This is a genomic window from Sorangiineae bacterium MSr11954 (assembly GCA_037157815.1).
Lineage (GTDB): Bacteria > Myxococcota_A > Polyangia > Polyangiales > Polyangiaceae > Pendulispora > Pendulispora albinea.
The window spans coordinates 9,998,572-10,016,648 of the sequence record CP089984.1; the positions used below are offsets into that span (position 1 = coordinate 9,998,572).

An 18,077-nucleotide genomic window follows, 5' to 3' on the forward strand; every position below is an offset into this window, starting at 1 on the left:
ACGCCTGGCGGCGCGGACTTCATCGGCCCCACGGCTACGTACGGTACGAAAGGAGCGCCCGCGCGATTTCGGCGAAACCCTCGCCCATCGCCTTTTGTGCGACAAACCTCGGCAGAATGGTGAGCTTCCCGAGATAGGGGACCACGTTGGCCACGCCAAAGGTGTTCCGAAACGCCGCAAAACAAGCGGCGTCGTTGCCGCTGTCGCCAGCAAAGGCGTAGGAGACGAGCGCCCGCCCCGTGTCCTCGCCAAAATATTCGCGCAAGAACCGGACCGCACCGGAGGCCTTGTCGTCGGTGTCGAAGGTCGCGTGAAGGTGAACGCTGGAGCGCGTGGTGCGGGCGCCTTCGGCCACGATGATCGCGGCGATGGCATCGACCCGGTCGTTTGGCAGACGCATGCGTTCGCCGATGTCCCACGTGATGTCGGAGCGCCGTGCATCGACGTCGTCGGCCAGCCGCGCCTCGGGCACCTCCACGCGAACGCGCTCGACCAGGCCCGCGAGCCGGATGCGGCGACGGCGGCGCTCGGCTTCGTCGCACGCCTCGAGGCGCGCGATCCCTCGCCCTTCGCGGATCAAATGCACGGCGCCGTTCTCGGTGACGGCGCCGTCGATGGGCCACTGCCGCACGATGATCTCGCCCCAGCCGCTGGGCCGCCCGGTCACCGCCACCAGGCGGAGCCCCGCGTCGCGCATGTCCCAGAGCGCGTTGTAGGCCTCACGGGTCAAGCTGCCGTGGGTGAGAAAGGTGTCGTCGAGATCGAAGAGCAGGCCGCGGAGCGCGCGCGCGGTCGTGGGGTCCAGGTTCGCGAGCGGGATCATCGCTTCTCGATTCGTGCGATCAGCGCCTTGAGGTAGAGCCCCTCGGGAAAGGCCGCGCTCACGGGGTGATCGGCGCCTTGAAACGCCCGCTCCCAAATGAACGCCTGCACGTTCGCGTGCAGCGCGCCGATGGCCAGCGCGCGCGTGAGCGACGAGAGATCGACCGCGGAGGAGCACGAGCACAGGACGAGATCGCCGCCCGGCTTGGTGGCGCGGCACCCCAGCTCGGCGAGCTTGGCGTAGGCCACCAGGGCGCCCTCGCGCGAGCCGCGCGTGGGGGCGAGGCGCGGAGGATCGACGATGACCAAGTCGTGGCCGCCCGACGCTCCGGCGTCGCGCAGCGCCTTGCGCGCGTCGGCTTTCACGAACGTCACCTTCGAATCGAGGTGGTTCGCGCGCGCGCACTCGGCCGCCACTTGGAGCGCCAGCGCGCTGTCGTCGACCGAGGTCACCTCGGTCGCGCCACCGCGCGCCGCCGCGAGCGCAAAGGGCCCGACGAAGCTGTACGCGTCCAGCACCCTTCGCCCGCGGGCCAGCCGCTCCACGCGTGCGCGAAGGCCCCGCTGATCGAAGTAGTAGCCCGTCTTCTGCCCGAGCTCGAAGGGGATGCGAAAGGCGAGGCCGCGCTCGTGAAACGAAAACTCCGCCTCCTCCGCCCCGCGCACCACCCCGGAGCCGGCGGTGAAGCCCTCTTGCTTGGCGGTGGCGGGCGGGGTGCGGTCGACGATGGCGCGCGGCGACAGGAGCTGCTCCAGCGCGGCGAGCACCACGCTCTCGCGCTTCTTCATGCCCGACGTGAGAAATTGCACCGCGAGCACGTCGTCGAACCGATCGACGATGAGGCCGGGCAGTCCGTCGCCCTCGGCGTGCACCAGCCGATAGCCGGTGGTCTTCTCGTTCTCGTGCGCCGAATCGGGTGACGGGGCAGTCGGGAGACCGAGCCGCACGCGCCACGTGAGCGCCCGCTCCAGCTTTTCCCGAAAGAACGCGGCGTCGAGGGGCGTCTCGGCGTCGCGCACCAGGAGCCGCACCGGGATCGAGGAGCCGGGCGAATAAAATCCGCGCCCGAGCAGGTTCCCCCGCGGGTCGAGCACGGACACTTCATCGCCCGCGGTCGCGCCGCCATCCATACGATGAACGGCTTGGGCGTAGATCCAAGGGTGCCCGGCCCATACGGGCTGGACGTGCCCTGGCTTAAGATGCACGGTCGGCATAGGTCACTCAGGCCTTTCGCGCCAGGGTACCCGCCCGCGGCGCCCGACTTGACATGGCGGTGCACCGCGCGCGGCGCCCCCGACATCCAGCGCAGTAGGCCACTCTACTACACGACATCGCGCGCGAAGCGGTAGAGCTCTAACGCGACGTAGGTTCCCAATGCGACGTGAACGCCGGTCAACACTACCTTGGGACGGCGCTTGTTTTTCAGGCTTCAGCGGGAAATCTCCATGGCACTTCGGTTGCTTAGAAAGCATCTTGTTTCCCAGCATCTCCGCGGCACCCCCTACCGATATTCTTGAATAGGCGTCACGGCAGGATACCCGCAGCGTAAAATACTCTCTCGAGGCATTCTGAAATGACGAGCAAGCAACGAGCGGTCAGATCGCGACTCTTTTCGGCCCTTGCGCTCGGTACCGCGCTTTATGCGACGGTCGGATTCAGCGCGACAGCCTTTGCGCAGGCGAGTCCGCAGCAAGCGGGGGGTGCTTCGTCCAACTGTCCCCCCGGAAGCTGGTTCTGCGCCGGCGGCAATGCAAACGGGAGCGCCGCGGCAGGTGGCTCCGCCAACGGGCAGTTGCAGCCGCTGCCGGGCACCGCACCCGCCCCCGCACCGGCGGCACCTGCCGCCCCCGTCACCGGCGGGGCCAATGTCGAAGTGGGCACCCCCACCGCGGCTCCCGTGCCCCCCAACGCGGCAGGCCCCACGCCGGCGCCGCCCCCGGTGGTCGTCTATCAGCCCGCGCCGCCCGTGGTGGTGGTGCAAGGGCGGGCCGACGCGCCACCTCCGTACGTGTACCGGCCGCGCCCCGCGAACGTGCTCCCGTACAACCGCCAGGAGTGGGGTCTCAACCTCCGCCTCGAAGGCGCGATCATCGGGCGCGACCGCCGGCATGGCAGCAGCGACACGGGCATGGGCGGCGGCGGTCTCGGACTGCGCTTCAAGCCTTCGCCCTACTTCGGCATCGAAGCGGGCATCGATTTCCTCGGGGGCCGCGACTACTACGACAACCGCCGCACCGAGCTCGATCTGAACTTGAGCGGCCTCGTTTTCGTCAACCCGCGCTCGCGGGTGCAGGTCTACTTCCCCTTCGGCATCGACTGGGCCCGCGCCAGCGTCACCCGCGACAACGGCTGGTCGCCCTACTCCGGCGACAACACGTACCACTACTTCGGCGGCCACGCGGGCGTCGGCGTCGAGTTCCGCGTCTCGCGGCACTTCGCCCTGAACCTCGCGCTCCTCGGCTTCCTGCGCGGTCGCACCGACTCCGACGCCAAGAGGCACCCGGAGTTCGTCGAGCCGGGCACCGGCCGCCGCACCAACACCTCCGGCGGCGGTCTCTTCCAAGGCGGGATGACCATCTATTTCTAGGGTCCCGCCCCTCGTCCTCGCGTTGCTGAGCGGCGCGCTCTTCGCGAGCACGTCGCCGCCGTTCGATTTCGTCATCGCCCCTTGGCTGGGGATGGCGCTGCTCGCGTGCGCGCTCGATCGCGAGCCGCCGTCCCCTTCCGCGGGCGGTGGGCGTTGGCGCGTGATTTTTCGCGGCGGGGCAAGGGGGCTCGCGTTCGGCTTTGCGGCCAACGCGGTTGCGCTTCGCTTCGTGCCGGGCGTCATCACGCGATTTACGCCCCTTCCGTGGGCGGTGGGCGCGCTGGCGCTGGCGCTGCTCGCCATGGCGCAAGGGCTCCGCTGGGCGGCGGCGGCGTGGGTGCACCGCGCGCTGGTGCGATGGCGGGTGCCGCGCCCGCTGGCGTTTGCCGTCGGGGTGTATGCGGGCACCTTCGTGCCGGCCATTTTTCCGTGGAACCCGGCGGGCGGCGCGACCTTGTGGCCGGAGCTGCTGCAGCTCGCCGACACCATCGGCGAACGCGGTGTGAGCGCGCTCATGGCCCTGACCTCCGCGCTCGCCGCCTTCGCCGTGCAGGCGCTGCGCGACGCGCGCAAGGGCAAGGGGGGCGACTCTGCGTCGTCCAAGCGCCCGGCCCTGGCCATGGCCCTCGGCGCCGCCTTTCTGGCGCTTGGAAGCTATGTACACGGCCGCCTGCGCATGGCCGAAGTCGACGCCCTGCGCGCGCACGCCACGACCGCCAAGGTCGCGCTGGTGCAGCCCTCGGTGGGCGCCACCGAGCGATGGGATCGCCAGCGTGCGCGCCAGATCCTCGCCACCCTCACGGAGCTCACGCGAACCGCGGAGCGCGACGGCGCCGAGCTCACAGTGTGGCACGAATCGGCCTACCCCTACGAGCTCCGTCATGGCGCCACCCACGCGCCCGAGACGCCCTGGACCCTGCTGCAGCCGGGGGTGCATGGCCCCATCCTCGCGGGGGTGGTCCTGCACGGCACCCCGTTGGTCGAGGGGGGACCCGATCGCTACAACTCCGCGCTGGTGGTGGACCGAAACGGCGCGCTATCGGCCCCGTACGATAAAATCCATTTGCTCTGGTTTGGCGAGACCGTCCCGCTGGCCGACGTTTTTCCCTGGATCCGCCGCACCTTCGCGCGCGGCTTGGGCCTGGTGCAGGGGAGCACGCAAGTCGTGCTCGACTCGGGAAAGGTGCGCGCGAGCGTCCTGATTTGCTTCGAGGACACCCTGCCGGCTGCCGGGCGGGAAGCGCTTTCCCTGTCACCCAATCTCCTCGTCAATGTCACCAACGACGCGTGGTTCACCGCCGAAGGCTCCGCCGACGCGCCCCCACGGCCGCCTTCGGAGCCCCGATCATCGTCGGATTCGCGCCATCGCGATGGCCTCGAGGGCGCGGACGAGGCGAGCCTCGAGAGCGAGCTTCACCTGCGCATGGCCATTTTGCGCTCCATCGAGGGCCGCCGGGACATGGTGCGCGCGGTCAATTTCGGGCCCACCACATGGGTCGATGCCGCGGGCCGGGTGCGGGCGCGTTATGCGAGCACATCCCCCGGGACCTTGCTCACCACCCCGGCGCTGCTGGAAACGCCGCCGACCCTTTATGTCCGATATGGCGATATGCCATTTGCGGTATTCGCCCTGCTCGCCACCCTGGCGGCCACGCTCGTGCTGGAATCCGGCGCCACAAAACGGCAAAGGCGCCAGCTTCAGGCCAAGCCCGACGCCGACGCCTACACCGCGAGCAAGCCCGAATGAATTCAGTCGCGTTTGCCGCGCTTGCTCGGGATCTCCGTCCGGGACGGAGACAAGGTCACTGAATCAGGTCTTTGAGCGCCTTGAGGGCGGAGGCGCGGATCTTCTTCGAGGCCGGCTTGCCCTTGATCGTGATCGGCTGCTTCGTAAAGGGGTTGATGCCCGGGCGATCCTTGGTGGCCGGCTTCTTGACCGCCTTGAGCTTGAGCAGCCCAGGGATCACGAACTCGCCGGGTCCGCGCGAGCTGAGTTGCTTCTTGATGAGCTCCGTCAGGCCATCAAACACCCGAGAGACGCTCTTCTTGTCGAGCTCCGAGAACTCGGCAATCTCCGAAATCACCTGCGCCTTGGTCATCCGCTTATTCGCCATCTGAGTCTCCTCCTGTCGAACGAATTCGACGATCGCCGGCCCACTCTAACGCTCTACCTGCGCCAATCGTTTCCTCTGAATACTGCCCCGAACGCGTCCGCCCAAACGAATGTCTTCCCTCCCTATGAGCGCCCCACTGTCGCGGGGACCCGTCACGGGAAGATGGGAGCAGCAGGCAAAAACCCGGTGATGCACGGCTATGAGCGACAGGTAACATCGCAAATCAGCGCTCCGCAAGGGGAAAAATAGCGATCTTTCGCCCCGAGGCCGGTTTTTTCAGCTCCAAGTGAGCGGTAATTTCCGAAAACGCACGGTTTTCACGGTCTCTTCTTGCCGATGTTTCCGGCAAAAAGTGTAATGAAATCTCCATTATGGAGCCTTCGGCTCCCTCCTTTGAGACCGCAGAGTTGGGCGTGCAGGACGGGGACCCACCGGTGCGGGAGGGGCCGCCGCAGCGCACAGCCGATCCGTTTCTTTCCGCATGGCGCGGTCCCGAGCTGGGGTGTCGTGGTCCCATCCGAGGAGATGGAGGAGCCCATGTGCTACCAACATCGTCACCTCGGTGAGCGCTTCCACGTGGCGCGCATCCGCCTGGCGGCGAGCGGTTTCAATGCTCACGATCACATCGCCGAGAAGCTCGCCGGCGAGGTTCGAGAACTCGCCCTCGCGCATCGCGAATGCCAACACGTCTGTTGGCTTGTCTTTTCCGCGATAGACTTTGTTCAATTCGTGAATGTGTTCGTCGTCAGTTAAGACGATAGAAAGCTCCGACTCTTGCAATTGAAGAAGGTCGAGCATGGCCGTCGCACGGCGCTCCACTTCCTTGCGCGCGACGCCCTTCCAAGGGCCGCACTCCACTACGACTCGAACGGTCATTCGTCACCCATCCCAAGTAACGTCTCTTTGCGAGCTCGGCGCTCTGCGGCTCCCGCGCTGCTTCTTTGCAGTCCGCGTCTTCGACGGCAGGCACCTTCGCGGCGTCCATTCCGGCGTCTTCCCAGTCGGCATCGTCCGCGGGTTCTACTCTGGCGTTTCGCAGTCGGCATCTTTCGCGGGTTCTACTCTGGCGTCTTCGCGGCCGGCATCCTTCGCGGGCTTCCTGACCACGGCGTCTTGGCGGCTCCCCGCCCCAACCCTCCCCTGGGAGGGAGGGAGCTGGACCGCTGGCCAGCGGCGAAACGCGCATTGCCGTCGGCTGCAAAATACGGGTCGTCCTTGCGGGCGAAACACGCCAGCGTAGGTCGCTTCGAGGAGCGAACCGACGTTCGAGAAGGCGCAGGCCCGGTGAGGGGATTCAAAATGAAAGCCCGGAGGGGATCCGGGCTTGGGCTTGGGCGCGGGGGGACCTCGCCGTCATTTTGCGGTGGCTGCCGCTTTCTTTGCATCGGCGAGGAACTGTTCCAGTCCAACGTCGGTGAGCGGATGTTTGATGAGCTGCTTCAGAATTTTGCCCGGAATGGTGGCGCAGTGCGCGCCGATGACGGCGGCTTGGGTCACGTGGTAGGGGCTGCGGATGCTCGCCGCGAGCACTTGGGTGGGAAGATCGTAGTTTTGGTAGATGGTGACGATCTGCTCGATGAGCTCCATGCCCTCGTGCGACGTGTCGTCGAGGCGGCCGAGGAACGGAGAGATGTACGTGGCCCCGGCTTTGGAGGCGAGGAGGGCTTGCGTGGCGCTGAAGCAGAGGGTCACGTTGGTGCGGATGCCTTCTTTCGAAAAGGTCCTCACCGCGTGAAGCCCTTCGGCGATGAGCGGCACCTTCACCACGACGTTCTTGTGGAGCTTCGCGAGGCTGCGTCCCTCTTTGAGGATTCCCTCGTAGTCCGTCGCGACGACCTCGGCCGAAACCGGGCCGTCCACGATCTCGCAGATCTCCGGGATCGCGGTCTCGATCTTGCGACCCACCTTGGCGAGAAGGCTCGGATTGGTCGTGCAGCCGTCCAAGATACCCAGTGCGGCAATTTCTTTGATCTCGCTCAAGTCGGCGCTGTCGATAAAGAGCTTCATGGCTTCCGATCTCCTCCTACTGTGGCGTCAATTATGGGTGCGAAGTTGTCCACCATCCACCCCGCCACCGGTGCTATCTGTGCGCATCGACGGGGTCAACGGTGAGTCGTCGCGGTCAGGTCGGTGTGGTGGGTGAGGTTCGAGAGGTGCGTTTCGCGGCAAACGTCAAGGCTTCCGCCATCATTCCTGCCTACGACGCCGAGGCCACTTTGCGTTCCGTCCTCGAAGAGCTCAAGAGGGAACTGCCGGAAATTCCCCCCGATCGGCTGATTGTGGTCGACGATGGCTCGCACGATGGGACCGCTCGCGTCGCCAACGAAGCCGGCGTCCGCGTGGTCTCGCACGAACGAAACCGCGGAAAAGGCGCCGCTCTATCGACCGGACTGCGCGTGGCGCGCGAGCTCGGTTGCGATGTGGCCATCACCATCGACGCCGACGGCCAACACCCGGCCGCATCCGCCCGGGCCGTGCTCGAGGGCTCGAGCGATCCGCGTGCGCTCGTGCTGGGGGTGCGCGATCTGGTGCGCGCAGGTGCCCCGCGCAAGAACCGGTTCTCCAACGGAATTTCCAATTTTTTCCTGTCGCGCTTCGCCGGCCGATCGCTGTCCGACACGCAGTGTGGGCTGCGCCGCTATCCGGTGGATGAAACCCTCGCGCTCGGTGCCCGGGCCACGGGATACGCCTTCGAGGCCGAGATTATTCTGCTGTTTTGTGCCGATCGGTTGCCGATCGTCCAAATTCCCATCGACGTGGTGTACCCGCCGGAGGATGAGCGGATCACCCACTTCGACAGCGTCCGCGATCCGGCGCGCATCATCGGGGTGGTGCTTCGAACCGTGGTGGCGACGCGCTTCAAGTTGCTGCGTCGGTTCACCGCCTACAATACGTGAGCCATGCGGCCGCCGGAGCCCCGAACATGTTGAACCCCGTCGGGGCGCTCGCGCGGCACAAGAAGAAGCTCATCGCGCTGGTCGCGCTTCTTCTGCTCGTGCCCGCAGCGCACCTCGTGGTTTGCGCCGCCACCGAGATCGAGCCGCCCGAGCTGGGTGAGCCCTCGCCGGCAACGCTGCAAGAGCGGCGCGACGATCATGGCATCCGCCGCATCGGCCGGTCCTACGCGCGCATGCGCGGCAACGTGCGCGAGGTGTACCTCGAAGGCGATCCCGAGACCTTGGGCGCGCACCATGCGCGGCTCCTGCGCGACCGCATGATCGCGAACGAGACGGATCTCTGGAGCGACTTTGCCCATGCGATCCGCTTCTCGCCGGCGCGCGCGCTGCTCATGGACATCGGCCGCGTGCGCTACCGGCACGTCGATCGCGGTGTGCCCGATGCGCGGCTGCGTGAGCTCGCCGCGGAGGCCTCGGCGTTTGCCCCCGAGCCGTTCGAGGACACCATGCCGACCTTTCAGCGGCTCCTCTTTCTGCACGCGCTCTACGATATCGCGCTGAGCTTCGAGCACTCGCCGCTCATCGGCTGCTCCAGCTTCGCGCTCGGACCGAGCCGCACGGAGAGCGGGCACGCGCTGATGGCCCGCGCCTTCGACTTCGAGGCGGCCGACGCCTTCGATCGCGACAAGGCGGTGTTCTTCGTTCGAAGCCCGGGTACCATTCCTTTCGCCAGCGTGTCGTGGCCGGGCATGATCGGCGTGATGAGCGGGACGAACCTGGAGGGCGTCACCATCGTGGTGCACGGAGGGCGCGCGCGCGAGCCGCGCACCTCGGGCCTCCCCGTCATCTACGCGCTCCGCGAGGTGCTCGAGCGCGCGCGCGACACGGACGAGGCCATCGCCGTTCTGCGCGCGCAGCCCATCATGGTCTCGCACATCGTCATGGTGGACGACGCGAAAGGTCACGCGGTGGTGGTGGAGCGTGCACCCGGCGAGCAGGACGTCGTGCGCCCCGTGAGCGATCCCGACCGCGTGGCGCTCACGAACCACTTCGAGGGCTCCTTCAAAGACGATCCGCGCGACACGACCGTGCGGCGGATCAGCACCACCCTCCCCCGCCGCGCGCGCCTGGACGAAATGCTGGGCGACGTCGCGCCCCGCTCGGGCAACGTCGAGGGCATGGTGCGCATGCTGCGCGATCACACCTGCGCGAAAAACCTGGAGGGCACGTGCGAGCTCGGCGATCGGCGCACCATCGACGCGCTGATCGCCACCCACGGTATCGTCGTCGACGCCACCGATCGGGTCCTCTGGGTGAGCGAAGGACCGCACCTCTCGGGCCGGTTCGTGCGCTTCGATCTGCGCACCATCTTCGCCGATGATCACGATCCGGAACGCGATCCGGAGCCCATCACCTTGCCGGAGGACCCCATCCTGCACGACGGCCGCTACGAGACCGGGCGCGCGCACGCGGGCCGCCTGCACTTTCAAGGAGACGCGCGATGAGCCGAGTCCGCGAGGTAGACGACGACCGCCCGATCGGAGCAAGCCGAGTTTCACGGCGGCACTTTCTTCGACTCGGCGCCGGCGCCGGCGTCATGCAGCTCGCCGCCAGCGCGGGCATCGTATCGCTCGCCACGCGGGAGGCCCTCGCCGCGGACGACGTCGACCTTGCGCTGGCCGAGGTGGCGCGGGCGCGCGCGTCGCTCAAGACGCTCACCGGCCCGTTTACGCAGGAGCGAACCATCGGCCTGATGGCGACGAAGATCCGCTCCACGGGCACGCTCACCTTGGTTCGGCCCGAGCGACTGCGCTGGGAGCTCGCGGCACCCGACTCGGTCGTCTATTGGGTGGGCCCCGAGGGCGTCGCCTACCAGAGCGCGCACGGTCGCGGGCGCATGCCGGTCACGCAAGGCAAGCTCGCGATCGCGCTCGAAGACATCCGCACCTTGCTGGGCGGCGATCTGGCGCGGCTGAAAGACCGCTACGATCTGCGCGTCGTGTCACGAACGGACGAGGGCATCTCCTTCGAGGCGACCCCGCGCGCGACGCCTGCCACGCCTGCCACGGCGGCGCCGGCGGCCGCGAAGCTCGATAAAATTCTCTTCTCACTCGATCGCGATCGGGTGCGGCCCACGCGGGCCACGTTGGTCGAAGGTCCGCGGGATCGCACGGAAATCGTCTTTGGTGCGCTCGAGCGCGATGCGGTGGTGGACCCGGCGCGGGTGCGCGCGCCCTTCTAGAGTGCTCTCGAAATTTGGCCCAGCGGCGCGGGTGCCTCGATGCTCCCGGGGCCTCGCCGTCGGCGATGGCTCTCTGGGAGGAAGAGCTCATGAGTCAGTATCCGGGCCCCGAACGCCGTCGCCACCGCGTTTATGTGACGCGGAACACCGAGTACCACTTCCGCGACGGCTTCTGCATTGCCGTGCGCGACCGCCGCACGGGCCAGTTCGTGCCGGGTCACCTCGCACTGCGGCGAAGGGTCACCGGCGGGTTGCGTTTCTTTCGCAACGGGGCCATCGTTCCAAATCCGGGTGAGCCGATCGCCGGTGAGGCGATGTACTTCACCTACGAGGGCCGCGATTTGATCACGAGCCCACTCGAGCGCGTCGACCGGCCCGACAAGGCCACGGTTCGAGCCTATCCAGCTCTTTCGCCGCTTTCGCGCTCGGCCTAAGAAACCTACGATCCATTTCGGGCGACCGGCACTAAAGTAAGGGTCTCCCCGAATGTTGGCCGTCCCTCCGCGCGTCGAGCTCCGTCTACGTCCACTGGAAACTCGTCGGCTTTTTCTCGTGCCGATTGATTCATCCGACGCCCACGATCTCTGGTACGCGGTCGATTCGTCGCGCCGCGAGCTGGAGCCGTGGCTTCCATGGGTCCCCTTCAACGTCGACCCCGACGCGAGCTTCCGCTACGCCGACGCGAGCGCGCTCGACTGGGACAACGCCCGCGCATGCCGCTTCGGCATCCGCGATCGCACCTCCCGCAAATTCCTGGGCGTGGTGGGCCTCGAGTCCTTCGCGCACCTGCACCAAAGCGTCGAACTCGGCTATTGGCTCCGCAGCGACGTCACCGGCCGCGGCTGCATGACCGAGGCCGCCAACGCGCTCCTCACATGGGCCTTCCGCGAGCTCAAAGCGCACCGGGTCCGCGTCGCCGCCGCCACCGACAACCACGCGTCCCTCGCCGTCATCCGCCGGCTGGGCTTCCGCTTCGAAGGCATCGCCCGCGAAGCCGAACGATGCCACGGCCGCTGGCTCGATCACGCCGTCTTCGCGCTCCTCTCGTCCGACCGGCGGCCTTGACCCCTGCGAGCTCCAGGCGCGCGGGAGAGCGGCGACCCCGCGGGAGGCGGAGCTAGCTCCAAACGAAACAACCGCCATGGGCGACCTTTGCGCCCTGACGGTTGATCATCTCGTGCGACGGCAATGACGAGCGCCCCCCGCGCCCGCTACTTCGTCGCTTCGGCGGGGGCGCCGTTGGTCTCTTCTTCTTTGCCGTCTTTGGGACGGACGGAGGCGCCTTTGGGCTCGCTGCCACCGCCGCCGCCCGACTTGCCCGTGCCCGTGCCGGCGACGTCGGTGGCCTTCGTGTCGGATTTGGCGGGGGTCTCGGATTTGCCGGCTTTGGGGGGAGCGTCGGTTTTGGCAGCCTCGGCGGGCTTCGGCTCCTCGGCCTTGGCTTCGACGGGCGGCTGGGATGCGGCTTTGATGACGTCTTCTTTGGTCAGAGGGTCGCCGACCTCGAGGGAACATTCGCCGAAGATGACTTGCATCTTGCCTTGAGGAACGGCCAGGCGGACCTCGAGGGACTTCGCGCGAAGGCGCGTGTTGTCCTTCACGATGCCGGAGAGTTGCACGGTCTCCGACTCGAAGTCGCCCGAGAGCTCGCCGGCCGAGCGAAGGTCGGTGACCTTGACGGTGCCGTGGACGGAGCCCGAGGTGCTCACGTTGAGCGAGGGCGCCGCCACATCGCCTTCGATGCGGCCTTTGACCACGATGGGGCAGTTCGACGAGAGGGAGCCTTTGAAGGTGGTCCCGTCCTCCACGAGGGTTTGCTTGACGGCTGCCGTCCCGGTCGCGCCGGTCGCGCCCGTTCCACTGATGCTGCTGCTCTTTTCAATCATCCCGTCCTCCCAGTCTTCGACGCTTGCCCCGCCTTGTCTTGTCCAGCCCCCGGCTTACCCTGGCTCGCCTTGCTGATCTTCATGCGCAGCTTCGACCCGGGCTCGAACGCGAACCGCGTCCCCTCGTCCGGTGCTTGCTCGACCGCGCCCACCAAGGTGCCGCCCGCCGTTACGATCACCTCGCGCGGCCCGACGATGCCGGGCGCCGATCGCTCGTAGTAATGGCCGTTGACCACGATTTTTCCAAACCCGTTTATCTGGCAGCCCGCCAGAATCCCCGATTTGCCGATCACCAGCTCGACGCCATGGCCGAGCGTGATCGAGCACTGCTCGAAGAGGCTCTGAATTTCGACCGACGCGCCGTCGTCGAACTCCAGGCTCGCGTTGCGGAACGTGTCGCCGCGTCCGAAGTAGCGCTTCACCGCGTGCGGCCCCGGGCCGGTCTGCTGCGGCGGGAGCTGCGAGGGCGCCACCAAGGTGGGCGTCTCGCCCGCGAGGATGGCCGGCATCTGCGCGGCGGCCGCGCGGGACGAGCCATCGCCAGGGATGGTCACGTCGATCCACTCGCCGCGCACGTTCTTGATCGACTTGCCGGTGCCCGACAGGCCGCCGACCTTCAGGCCGTTCACGTTCGCGCCATCGAGCGTCGCGCCCACCAGGTTCGCGTGGCGCGCGTCGGCCTTCTCGAGATCGGAGTCGGTCAGGTTCGCGTTGGAGAGGTTCACCTTGAGCAGCGACGCGCCGATGAATTTCGCGGCGCGCGCGTTCACGCTCACCAGCTCCGCGTCGTTCAAGCGCGCGTCGGTGAAGTCGGCCTCCTCCAGGTTCGCCGAGCGCAGGTTCGCGTTCGAGAGATCGGCGACCAAGAGCTTCGCGGCGCCCAGGTACGCTTCGACCAGATCGGCGTGCGAGAGCACGGCGCCGCTCAAGTCGGCGCACCCGAGGTTGGCCGAGTCGAGCTGCGCGTAGCTGAATTTCGCGCCCGTGAGATCGGCGCCCACCAGGTTCGCGCCTTCGAGGTTCGCGCGGCTCAAATTGGCGCCGGCGAGGATGGCGCCTTCCAGGTTCGCGCCCTCCAGATCGGCGTTGTCGAGGTTCGCCTCGCGCAGATCGGCGCTCACCAGGTACGCCTCGCGTAGGCTGGCGTTTTTGAGGTTCGCGCGGGAGAGCTTGGCGCCCTCGAGGTTCGAGCCCTCCAGATCGCAGCGTCTGAGATTCGCCCCCTCCAGCGGCGCCCGCGCGAGGTTCACGCCGCGCAAATCGGCCCGCTCGAGCCGCTCGCCGCGCTTGATCTTGCTGAGGATGACGTCAGGTGTGAATTCCGGCATGTTTTGGCTCATCGGTGTTCATTTCCGCACTTCGCCGAGTTCCCCGTCAGCGACTCGTCGCGTTTTCCTTCACGAAGCGTTCGATTTTCTCGAGCTTCCGCTCGAACGACAGCTTGTCGATTTCCTGAACCAGATCGACCGCGCCCCACCGCGCAAGAATGACCTCGACCTTGAGCAGCGCCTCCGCCCTCGCTTGACGCACGTGCCTCTTGCGCGAGCCCGAATCCGACCAATCTTCGGCCGCGCGCTCGAACTCCGTCTGCAGTTTTCGCAGGAGCGCCGTCGTAAATGCAAGCTCTTCGCGCTCCACGTCGCGGCTGCGATCGCGCTCCGTGCGGAACGACTTCGCCTTCGCGACGATGCGCTCCGCCACCTCGACCGAGATGCCCGCGGCGGCGCTGAGATCCTCGGCGCGCGCAGCATAGAAGGCTTCGAGGGACGTGAGGCCTGCCCCATAGAGTTTTTCGATGGTGCTGCGCGTGACCCCCGGCACCTGCCGCAGCACCGCGTGCACGATGAGCGCCTCGCGCCGATCGCTCGGCACCGCCGGCAACGTGAACGCCTCGGGGAGAACCGTCACCAACCCCGTGTAGGCCGCGAGGACCGCGTCGCGCACGGGGCCTTCGATCACCGGGCCGCCCACCTTGATCGCCGCCACCAGCGAGGCGCCGAAGCCATCGAGGGCGTGCGACAGATCGGGGAGATCCATCCCCTCCGCCGAGCGGCGCAAGGAGCGGATCGCGGGTTCACAGATCTCGAGCCAGGACGAGTTGGCCGGCTCGCGCGTCAGCTCGGCCACGAAGTCGCGGACCGGCTGCATATGGTTTGCGGCGAGCTCTCCGAAGAGCCCGCGAACGTCGCTCGGATCGACTTGACTGGTCGAGGCCAAAGCGGGTGGGAACTCACTCTGCATCGAGAACAAACCTCCCAGGTCGGACGCGGCCAAAATGGGCGCTCCTCCCAAATCCGGCTGCGGCGAGGGCGCGCGGGGGACCAAGTCGGGCGACGCGGAAGGCGCTCCGCTGCCCAAGCGTGATGTGACGGGCGCCGGGCCAACACCCGAAGATGCGCCGGAGGAAGGAGAAGCGGACGGAGAGGTCGATGTCGGAGGCAAAGTCGAAGACAGCGAAGACAAAGAAGGCGGTGACGTTCGCCCAGTTGCACTGGATGCGGGCGAGCCAGACGAGACAGACGAGCCAGACGAGGAAGGCGGCGAAATCGGCAAGCGCGCCTGCGACGCGGACGAAGACGACGTCGAAGGAGCAGAGGCTGGCGAGGGCGATGCGGGTGTGGCCTCCATGGGCTTCGGGCGGGTCGATGGCCGGCGTCGCGACGCGGGTGCCGATCGCGCGACCGACCCCGATAGAATGGCCGTCCCCGACACAATCGTGGGGCCCGACGCACGTTCACCAGACGGACCGGCTGGACCGGCCGTCGATGGCCGCGTCGCATTGGAAGCTGCCGGAGCTGCCCCGCCCATGACCCTCGTCTTCATCGATGTTTCGTTCTTTCGTGGCACGGGCGCCGACGTCCGCGCGGTCTCACGCGAGGCCTGGGAAGCGCGCTGTTCGGTGGTCTGCGCGGAGTCGTCGCGCGTCTCGTGAGGAACAAGAGGAGGTGCAGGCAAGCGCGCCGAGGCATTCGGCGGAGATGTGGGCGTGGATGAAGCGCCCGTTTGCGAAGGCCGCCCGATGTTGACCGGCGGCACCGGAGGTCGTTGATACGGCTTGCCCCCCGAACCCGAGGACGAAGGCGGCGCAGGCTCGAACTTCACACGCGGTGCATTGGCCGTCGCGGCGGCAGATTGCGCGGGCGGCGCAGGGACGGGCTGCTCCCGCTGCGGCGGCTGCTGCTTGGTGCCCGGGCTGGTGCCCGACGAAGACGAAGATGAAGACGCGGAAGACTTGTTCGCGGCAGCATCGGCCCCAGGGTTTGCGGCGGCCGCGTTTTCGGGTGCGCTCTGACCATCCTCCGGCGTTTGGCCTTTGTTGAAGAGCCTCGAAAAAATGCTCATGCAGTTGTCCCATGCGAGCGAGACCCGCCGCGCACCATCGCTCGCATCGAGGTAATGATACCCGATGACGCGGCCCCGCAAACTACAAACCCCAGCCAAACGATCCCTCGCGTCATAGCGCGATGACGAATGAGGTCTTCAGGCGACGCGCTCTCCGCGATACATGTCGACGAGGGTACGTAGTTTGGGGAGCGCTGTCGCGCTCCGTGCTCCATACCAACACAAATCCTTACCGCCGGTTCGGACCACCGCGCCACGTTGGGCGGCGGGGGTTGGGGTTGCGCGAAAGACATCGGCGTCCTCCTCGGAGAAGGGGTGCGGCTCGTCGGGGAGGAGGATCAACTCCGGCGCGCGCGCGACCACTTCCTCCATGGTGACACGCGGATAGCGGATGTCGCGTCCTTCGATCAGCGACGGATCCATGGGCTCGGCGCGGCCCAGGTCTGCCGCGAGCGGATAGCGCCGTTCGCGATCGGCAAAGACATTGTCGGCACCTGCGAGCGTGAGCATGTCGCTGATGAAGGTGGTCCCGTGGATGGTCATCAAAGGCTTCATCCAGATGGGGCAGAACGTTCGCACGGGGGGCCGCTTTCCCAGCGCAGCCTCGGCCTCGCGCACGGCATCGTACGCTTGCTTGCACAATACACGCACCCGCGGCTCCGACGCGACGTGGAAGATCCGCGCCAGCCGGGCCATGTGGGCGACGCCGTCGGCCACGCGTTTCGGGAACGCGACATACACGCGTATACCGCGCTGAATCAGTTTATCGAGATCGCTCCTCGTATTCTCTTCTTGATTGGCAATTACGAGGTCGGGCGACAAATCGCAAATGGCATCGATCTTGGGATTCTTCGTCCCCCCGACGCTCGGCAGCTTCGCGACCACCTCTTCGGGCAGCTCGCAGTAGTCGGTCCTCCCGACCAGCGCACCTTGGCACCCAAGCTCGGCGACCGTGAGGGTGTCGCTCGGCACCAGCGAGACGACCCTGCGGGGAGCGGAGCCAAAGAGGTGCTCGCGCTGGCGGTCGTCAAGGATCTTCAACATCGGCATGATACTTTTCCTCGTTTACGGAACTGGGCTCCAAAATTTTGTTCTCGATCCGACATCGCATTCCAGGTAGGGGAGAGCATCGCGAAACCGTAACTTTTCGCCGTCTCGCTCGAATCTTCGTTTTTTCCGGACGACTTGGCTGATGAAGAACCCGATTGTTTCCCTGGCCGGGAATCGCCCGAAGGCGCGGTACGGGCCGAGGTACGTGACCCGTGTGCTTCGGTATTTTGCCCGGGCGCTCACCATAGCGTGTTTGCTCTCGGTGGCGAACACCGCCTCGGCCACCGATCCGGATAAAGTCGAGTGGAGCCGCGACTGGCCGCGCATCCGTGTGCTCGAAGGCCTCAACATCGTGGCGCTGACATTTGGCTCGTATGCGGTGAGCGAGCACTGGAAGCCTGTGAAAGTCGCCAACTTTCGCGGCGGTTGGCTCTTCGACGAGGCGGTCCGCGATGGGCTTCGCGGGCGCACGTCGGACGTGCAGAACACCTTCCTCGATGTCGGCGACTACCTTTACAAAGGGGCCGTGCTGGCACCTTACATCATTGATAGCTACATCGTTGCGCTCGGCATCCATCAGAGCGCGGACGTGGCCATCGAGATGACCCTCATCAACTTGCAAGCGCTGGGCACCACCGGCGTGGTGACCATCGCGGTCGAACGCGCCTCGGGCCGCGCGCGACCTTACACCGATCAATGCCAGCCGGACGGTACCACGCGCGACTCGGCGGGCCGCACGCTCGCCAACGGGTGCTACGGCGATCAGGACAACCAAAGCTTCTACAGCGGCCACGCCGCGGCGGTCGCCACCATGGCCGGCCTCACGTGCGTGCACCATCAGCACCTGCCGCTCTATGGCGGCGGCTTCGCCGATCTCGCGCCCTGCCTGGTGATGATGACCGCGGCTACGGCGACCGGCGTCTCCCGCATCGTGGGCGATCGGCACTGGTCGACCGATGTGCTCATGGGCTGGGGGGTGGGCGCGCTCTCGGGCTACGTTCTGCCCTCGCTCCTCCACTATGGCTTCGGCGGCGGGCACCCGCTCGGTGAGCTCAAGACCGTGGGGGCGCGGGTGATTCCGCTGCCGCAGGTCTACACGGGCGGCGCTGGTTTGGGCCTCACGGGAGTGTTTTGAC

At 66.9% G+C, this 18,077-nt stretch carries 19 protein-coding genes; 10 read left to right on the forward strand and 9 right to left on the reverse strand.

The annotated features are described in order from the left end of the window. Positions 1-34 precede the first annotated feature (34 nt). Positions 35-823 (reverse strand): HAD hydrolase family protein, encoded by a 789-nt coding sequence (locus LZC94_38995; GenBank protein ID WXB13809.1) that lies wholly within the window; start codon positions 821-823, stop codon positions 35-37. Then, positions 820-2,028, reverse strand: coding sequence for a class I SAM-dependent rRNA methyltransferase (locus LZC94_39000; protein WXB13810.1), 1,209 nt, complete (start codon positions 2,026-2,028; stop codon positions 820-822). Before LZC94_39000 ends, LZC94_38995 begins: the two co-directional genes overlap by 4 nt. A 368-nt stretch (positions 2,029-2,396) precedes the next feature. Here LZC94_39000 and LZC94_39005 point away from each other — a divergent pair, with 368 nt between their 5' ends. Both LZC94_39005 and lnt read left to right on the forward strand, forming a co-directional pair. Further along, positions 2,397-3,410 (forward strand): porin family protein, encoded by a 1,014-nt coding sequence (locus tag LZC94_39005; GenBank protein WXB13811.1) that lies wholly within the window; start codon positions 2,397-2,399, stop codon positions 3,408-3,410. A gap of 22 nt (positions 3,411-3,432) precedes the next feature. Further along, entirely contained in the window at positions 3,433-5,157 is a 1,725-nt protein-coding gene (gene lnt / locus LZC94_39010; GenBank protein ID WXB13812.1) for an apolipoprotein N-acyltransferase, read from the forward strand. Positions 5,158-5,212: 55 nt separating this feature from the next. On the opposite strand, the gene LZC94_39015 is transcribed toward lnt, so the two are convergent. The 3 genes from LZC94_39015 to fsa all read right to left on the reverse strand — a co-directional run bounded on the left by LZC94_39015 (position 5,213) and on the right by fsa (position 7,531). Then, positions 5,213-5,524, reverse strand: coding sequence for an HU family DNA-binding protein (locus tag LZC94_39015; protein WXB13813.1), 312 nt, complete (start codon positions 5,522-5,524; stop codon positions 5,213-5,215). A gap of 369 nt (positions 5,525-5,893) precedes the next feature. Then, positions 5,894-6,400 (reverse strand): rRNA maturation RNase YbeY, encoded by a 507-nt coding sequence (ybeY, locus tag LZC94_39020; GenBank protein WXB13814.1) that lies wholly within the window; start codon positions 6,398-6,400, stop codon positions 5,894-5,896. A gap of 477 nt (positions 6,401-6,877) precedes the next feature. Continuing rightward, entirely contained in the window at positions 6,878-7,531 is a 654-nt protein-coding gene (fsa, locus tag LZC94_39025; protein WXB13815.1) for a fructose-6-phosphate aldolase, read from the reverse strand. A 146-nt stretch (positions 7,532-7,677) separates the two neighbouring features. Here fsa and LZC94_39030 point away from each other — a divergent pair, with 146 nt between their 5' ends. The 5 genes from LZC94_39030 (at position 7,678) to LZC94_39050 (ending at position 11,728) form a co-directional block, all read left to right on the forward strand. Next, positions 7,678-8,421 carry a glycosyltransferase family 2 protein gene (locus tag LZC94_39030; protein ID WXB13816.1) on the forward strand — a complete coding sequence of 248 codons (744 nt, stop codon included), beginning with the start codon at positions 7,678-7,680 and terminating at the stop codon, positions 8,419-8,421. Positions 8,422-8,447: 26 nt separating this feature from the next. Continuing rightward, on the forward strand, positions 8,448-9,926 hold the full coding sequence (locus LZC94_39035; GenBank protein ID WXB13817.1) for a C45 family peptidase: 1,479 nt from the start codon (positions 8,448-8,450) through the stop codon (positions 9,924-9,926). Next, on the forward strand, positions 9,923-10,663 hold the full coding sequence (locus LZC94_39040; protein ID WXB13818.1) for an outer membrane lipoprotein carrier protein LolA: 741 nt from the start codon (positions 9,923-9,925) through the stop codon (positions 10,661-10,663). The genes LZC94_39035 and LZC94_39040 overlap by 4 nt, the downstream gene beginning before the upstream one ends. Before the next feature lie 89 nt (positions 10,664-10,752). Next, entirely contained in the window at positions 10,753-11,097 is a 345-nt protein-coding gene (locus tag LZC94_39045) for a hypothetical protein (protein WXB13819.1), read from the forward strand. Between the two features lie 118 nt (positions 11,098-11,215). Beyond that, positions 11,216-11,728 (forward strand): GNAT family N-acetyltransferase, encoded by a 513-nt coding sequence (locus LZC94_39050; GenBank protein WXB13820.1) that lies wholly within the window; start codon positions 11,216-11,218, stop codon positions 11,726-11,728. A 146-nt stretch (positions 11,729-11,874) separates the two neighbouring features. Here the strand turns inward: LZC94_39050 and LZC94_39055 are convergent, their stop codons facing one another. From LZC94_39055 to LZC94_39065, 3 genes are read right to left on the reverse strand one after another with little or no spacing between them, the layout of a single operon-like run. Continuing rightward, complete coding sequence (locus LZC94_39055) at positions 11,875-12,549, reverse strand: polymer-forming cytoskeletal protein (protein WXB13821.1); 675 nt, start codon at positions 12,547-12,549, stop codon at positions 11,875-11,877. Continuing rightward, a complete protein-coding gene (locus LZC94_39060) occupies positions 12,546-13,889 on the reverse strand; it encodes a pentapeptide repeat-containing protein (GenBank protein WXB13822.1) in 1,344 nt (447 codons plus the stop codon). The genes LZC94_39055 and LZC94_39060 overlap by 4 nt, the downstream gene beginning before the upstream one ends. Before the next feature lie 34 nt (positions 13,890-13,923). After that, entirely contained in the window at positions 13,924-14,766 is an 843-nt protein-coding gene (locus tag LZC94_39065) for a helix-hairpin-helix domain-containing protein (GenBank protein WXB13823.1), read from the reverse strand. Positions 14,767-14,824: 58 nt separating this feature from the next. Between LZC94_39065 and LZC94_39070 the strand changes: the two genes are divergently transcribed. Next, complete coding sequence (locus tag LZC94_39070; GenBank protein WXB13824.1) at positions 14,825-15,481, forward strand: hypothetical protein; 657 nt, start codon at positions 14,825-14,827, stop codon at positions 15,479-15,481. Between the two features lie 123 nt (positions 15,482-15,604). Beyond that, positions 15,605-15,841, forward strand: a complete 237-nt coding sequence (locus LZC94_39075; GenBank protein ID WXB13825.1) for a hypothetical protein — start codon at positions 15,605-15,607, stop codon at positions 15,839-15,841. Positions 15,842-16,029: 188 nt separating this feature from the next. Here the strand turns inward: LZC94_39075 and LZC94_39080 are convergent, their stop codons facing one another. After that, on the reverse strand, positions 16,030-16,935 hold the full coding sequence (locus LZC94_39080; GenBank protein WXB13826.1) for a helical backbone metal receptor: 906 nt from the start codon (positions 16,933-16,935) through the stop codon (positions 16,030-16,032). A 148-nt stretch (positions 16,936-17,083) separates the two neighbouring features. On the opposite strand from LZC94_39080, the gene LZC94_39085 reads away from it, so the two are divergent. Further along, positions 17,084-18,076: a phosphatase PAP2 family protein gene (locus tag LZC94_39085; protein WXB13827.1), complete on the forward strand. Its 993-nt coding sequence runs from the start codon at positions 17,084-17,086 to the stop codon at positions 18,074-18,076. Position 18,077 lies beyond the last annotated feature (1 nt).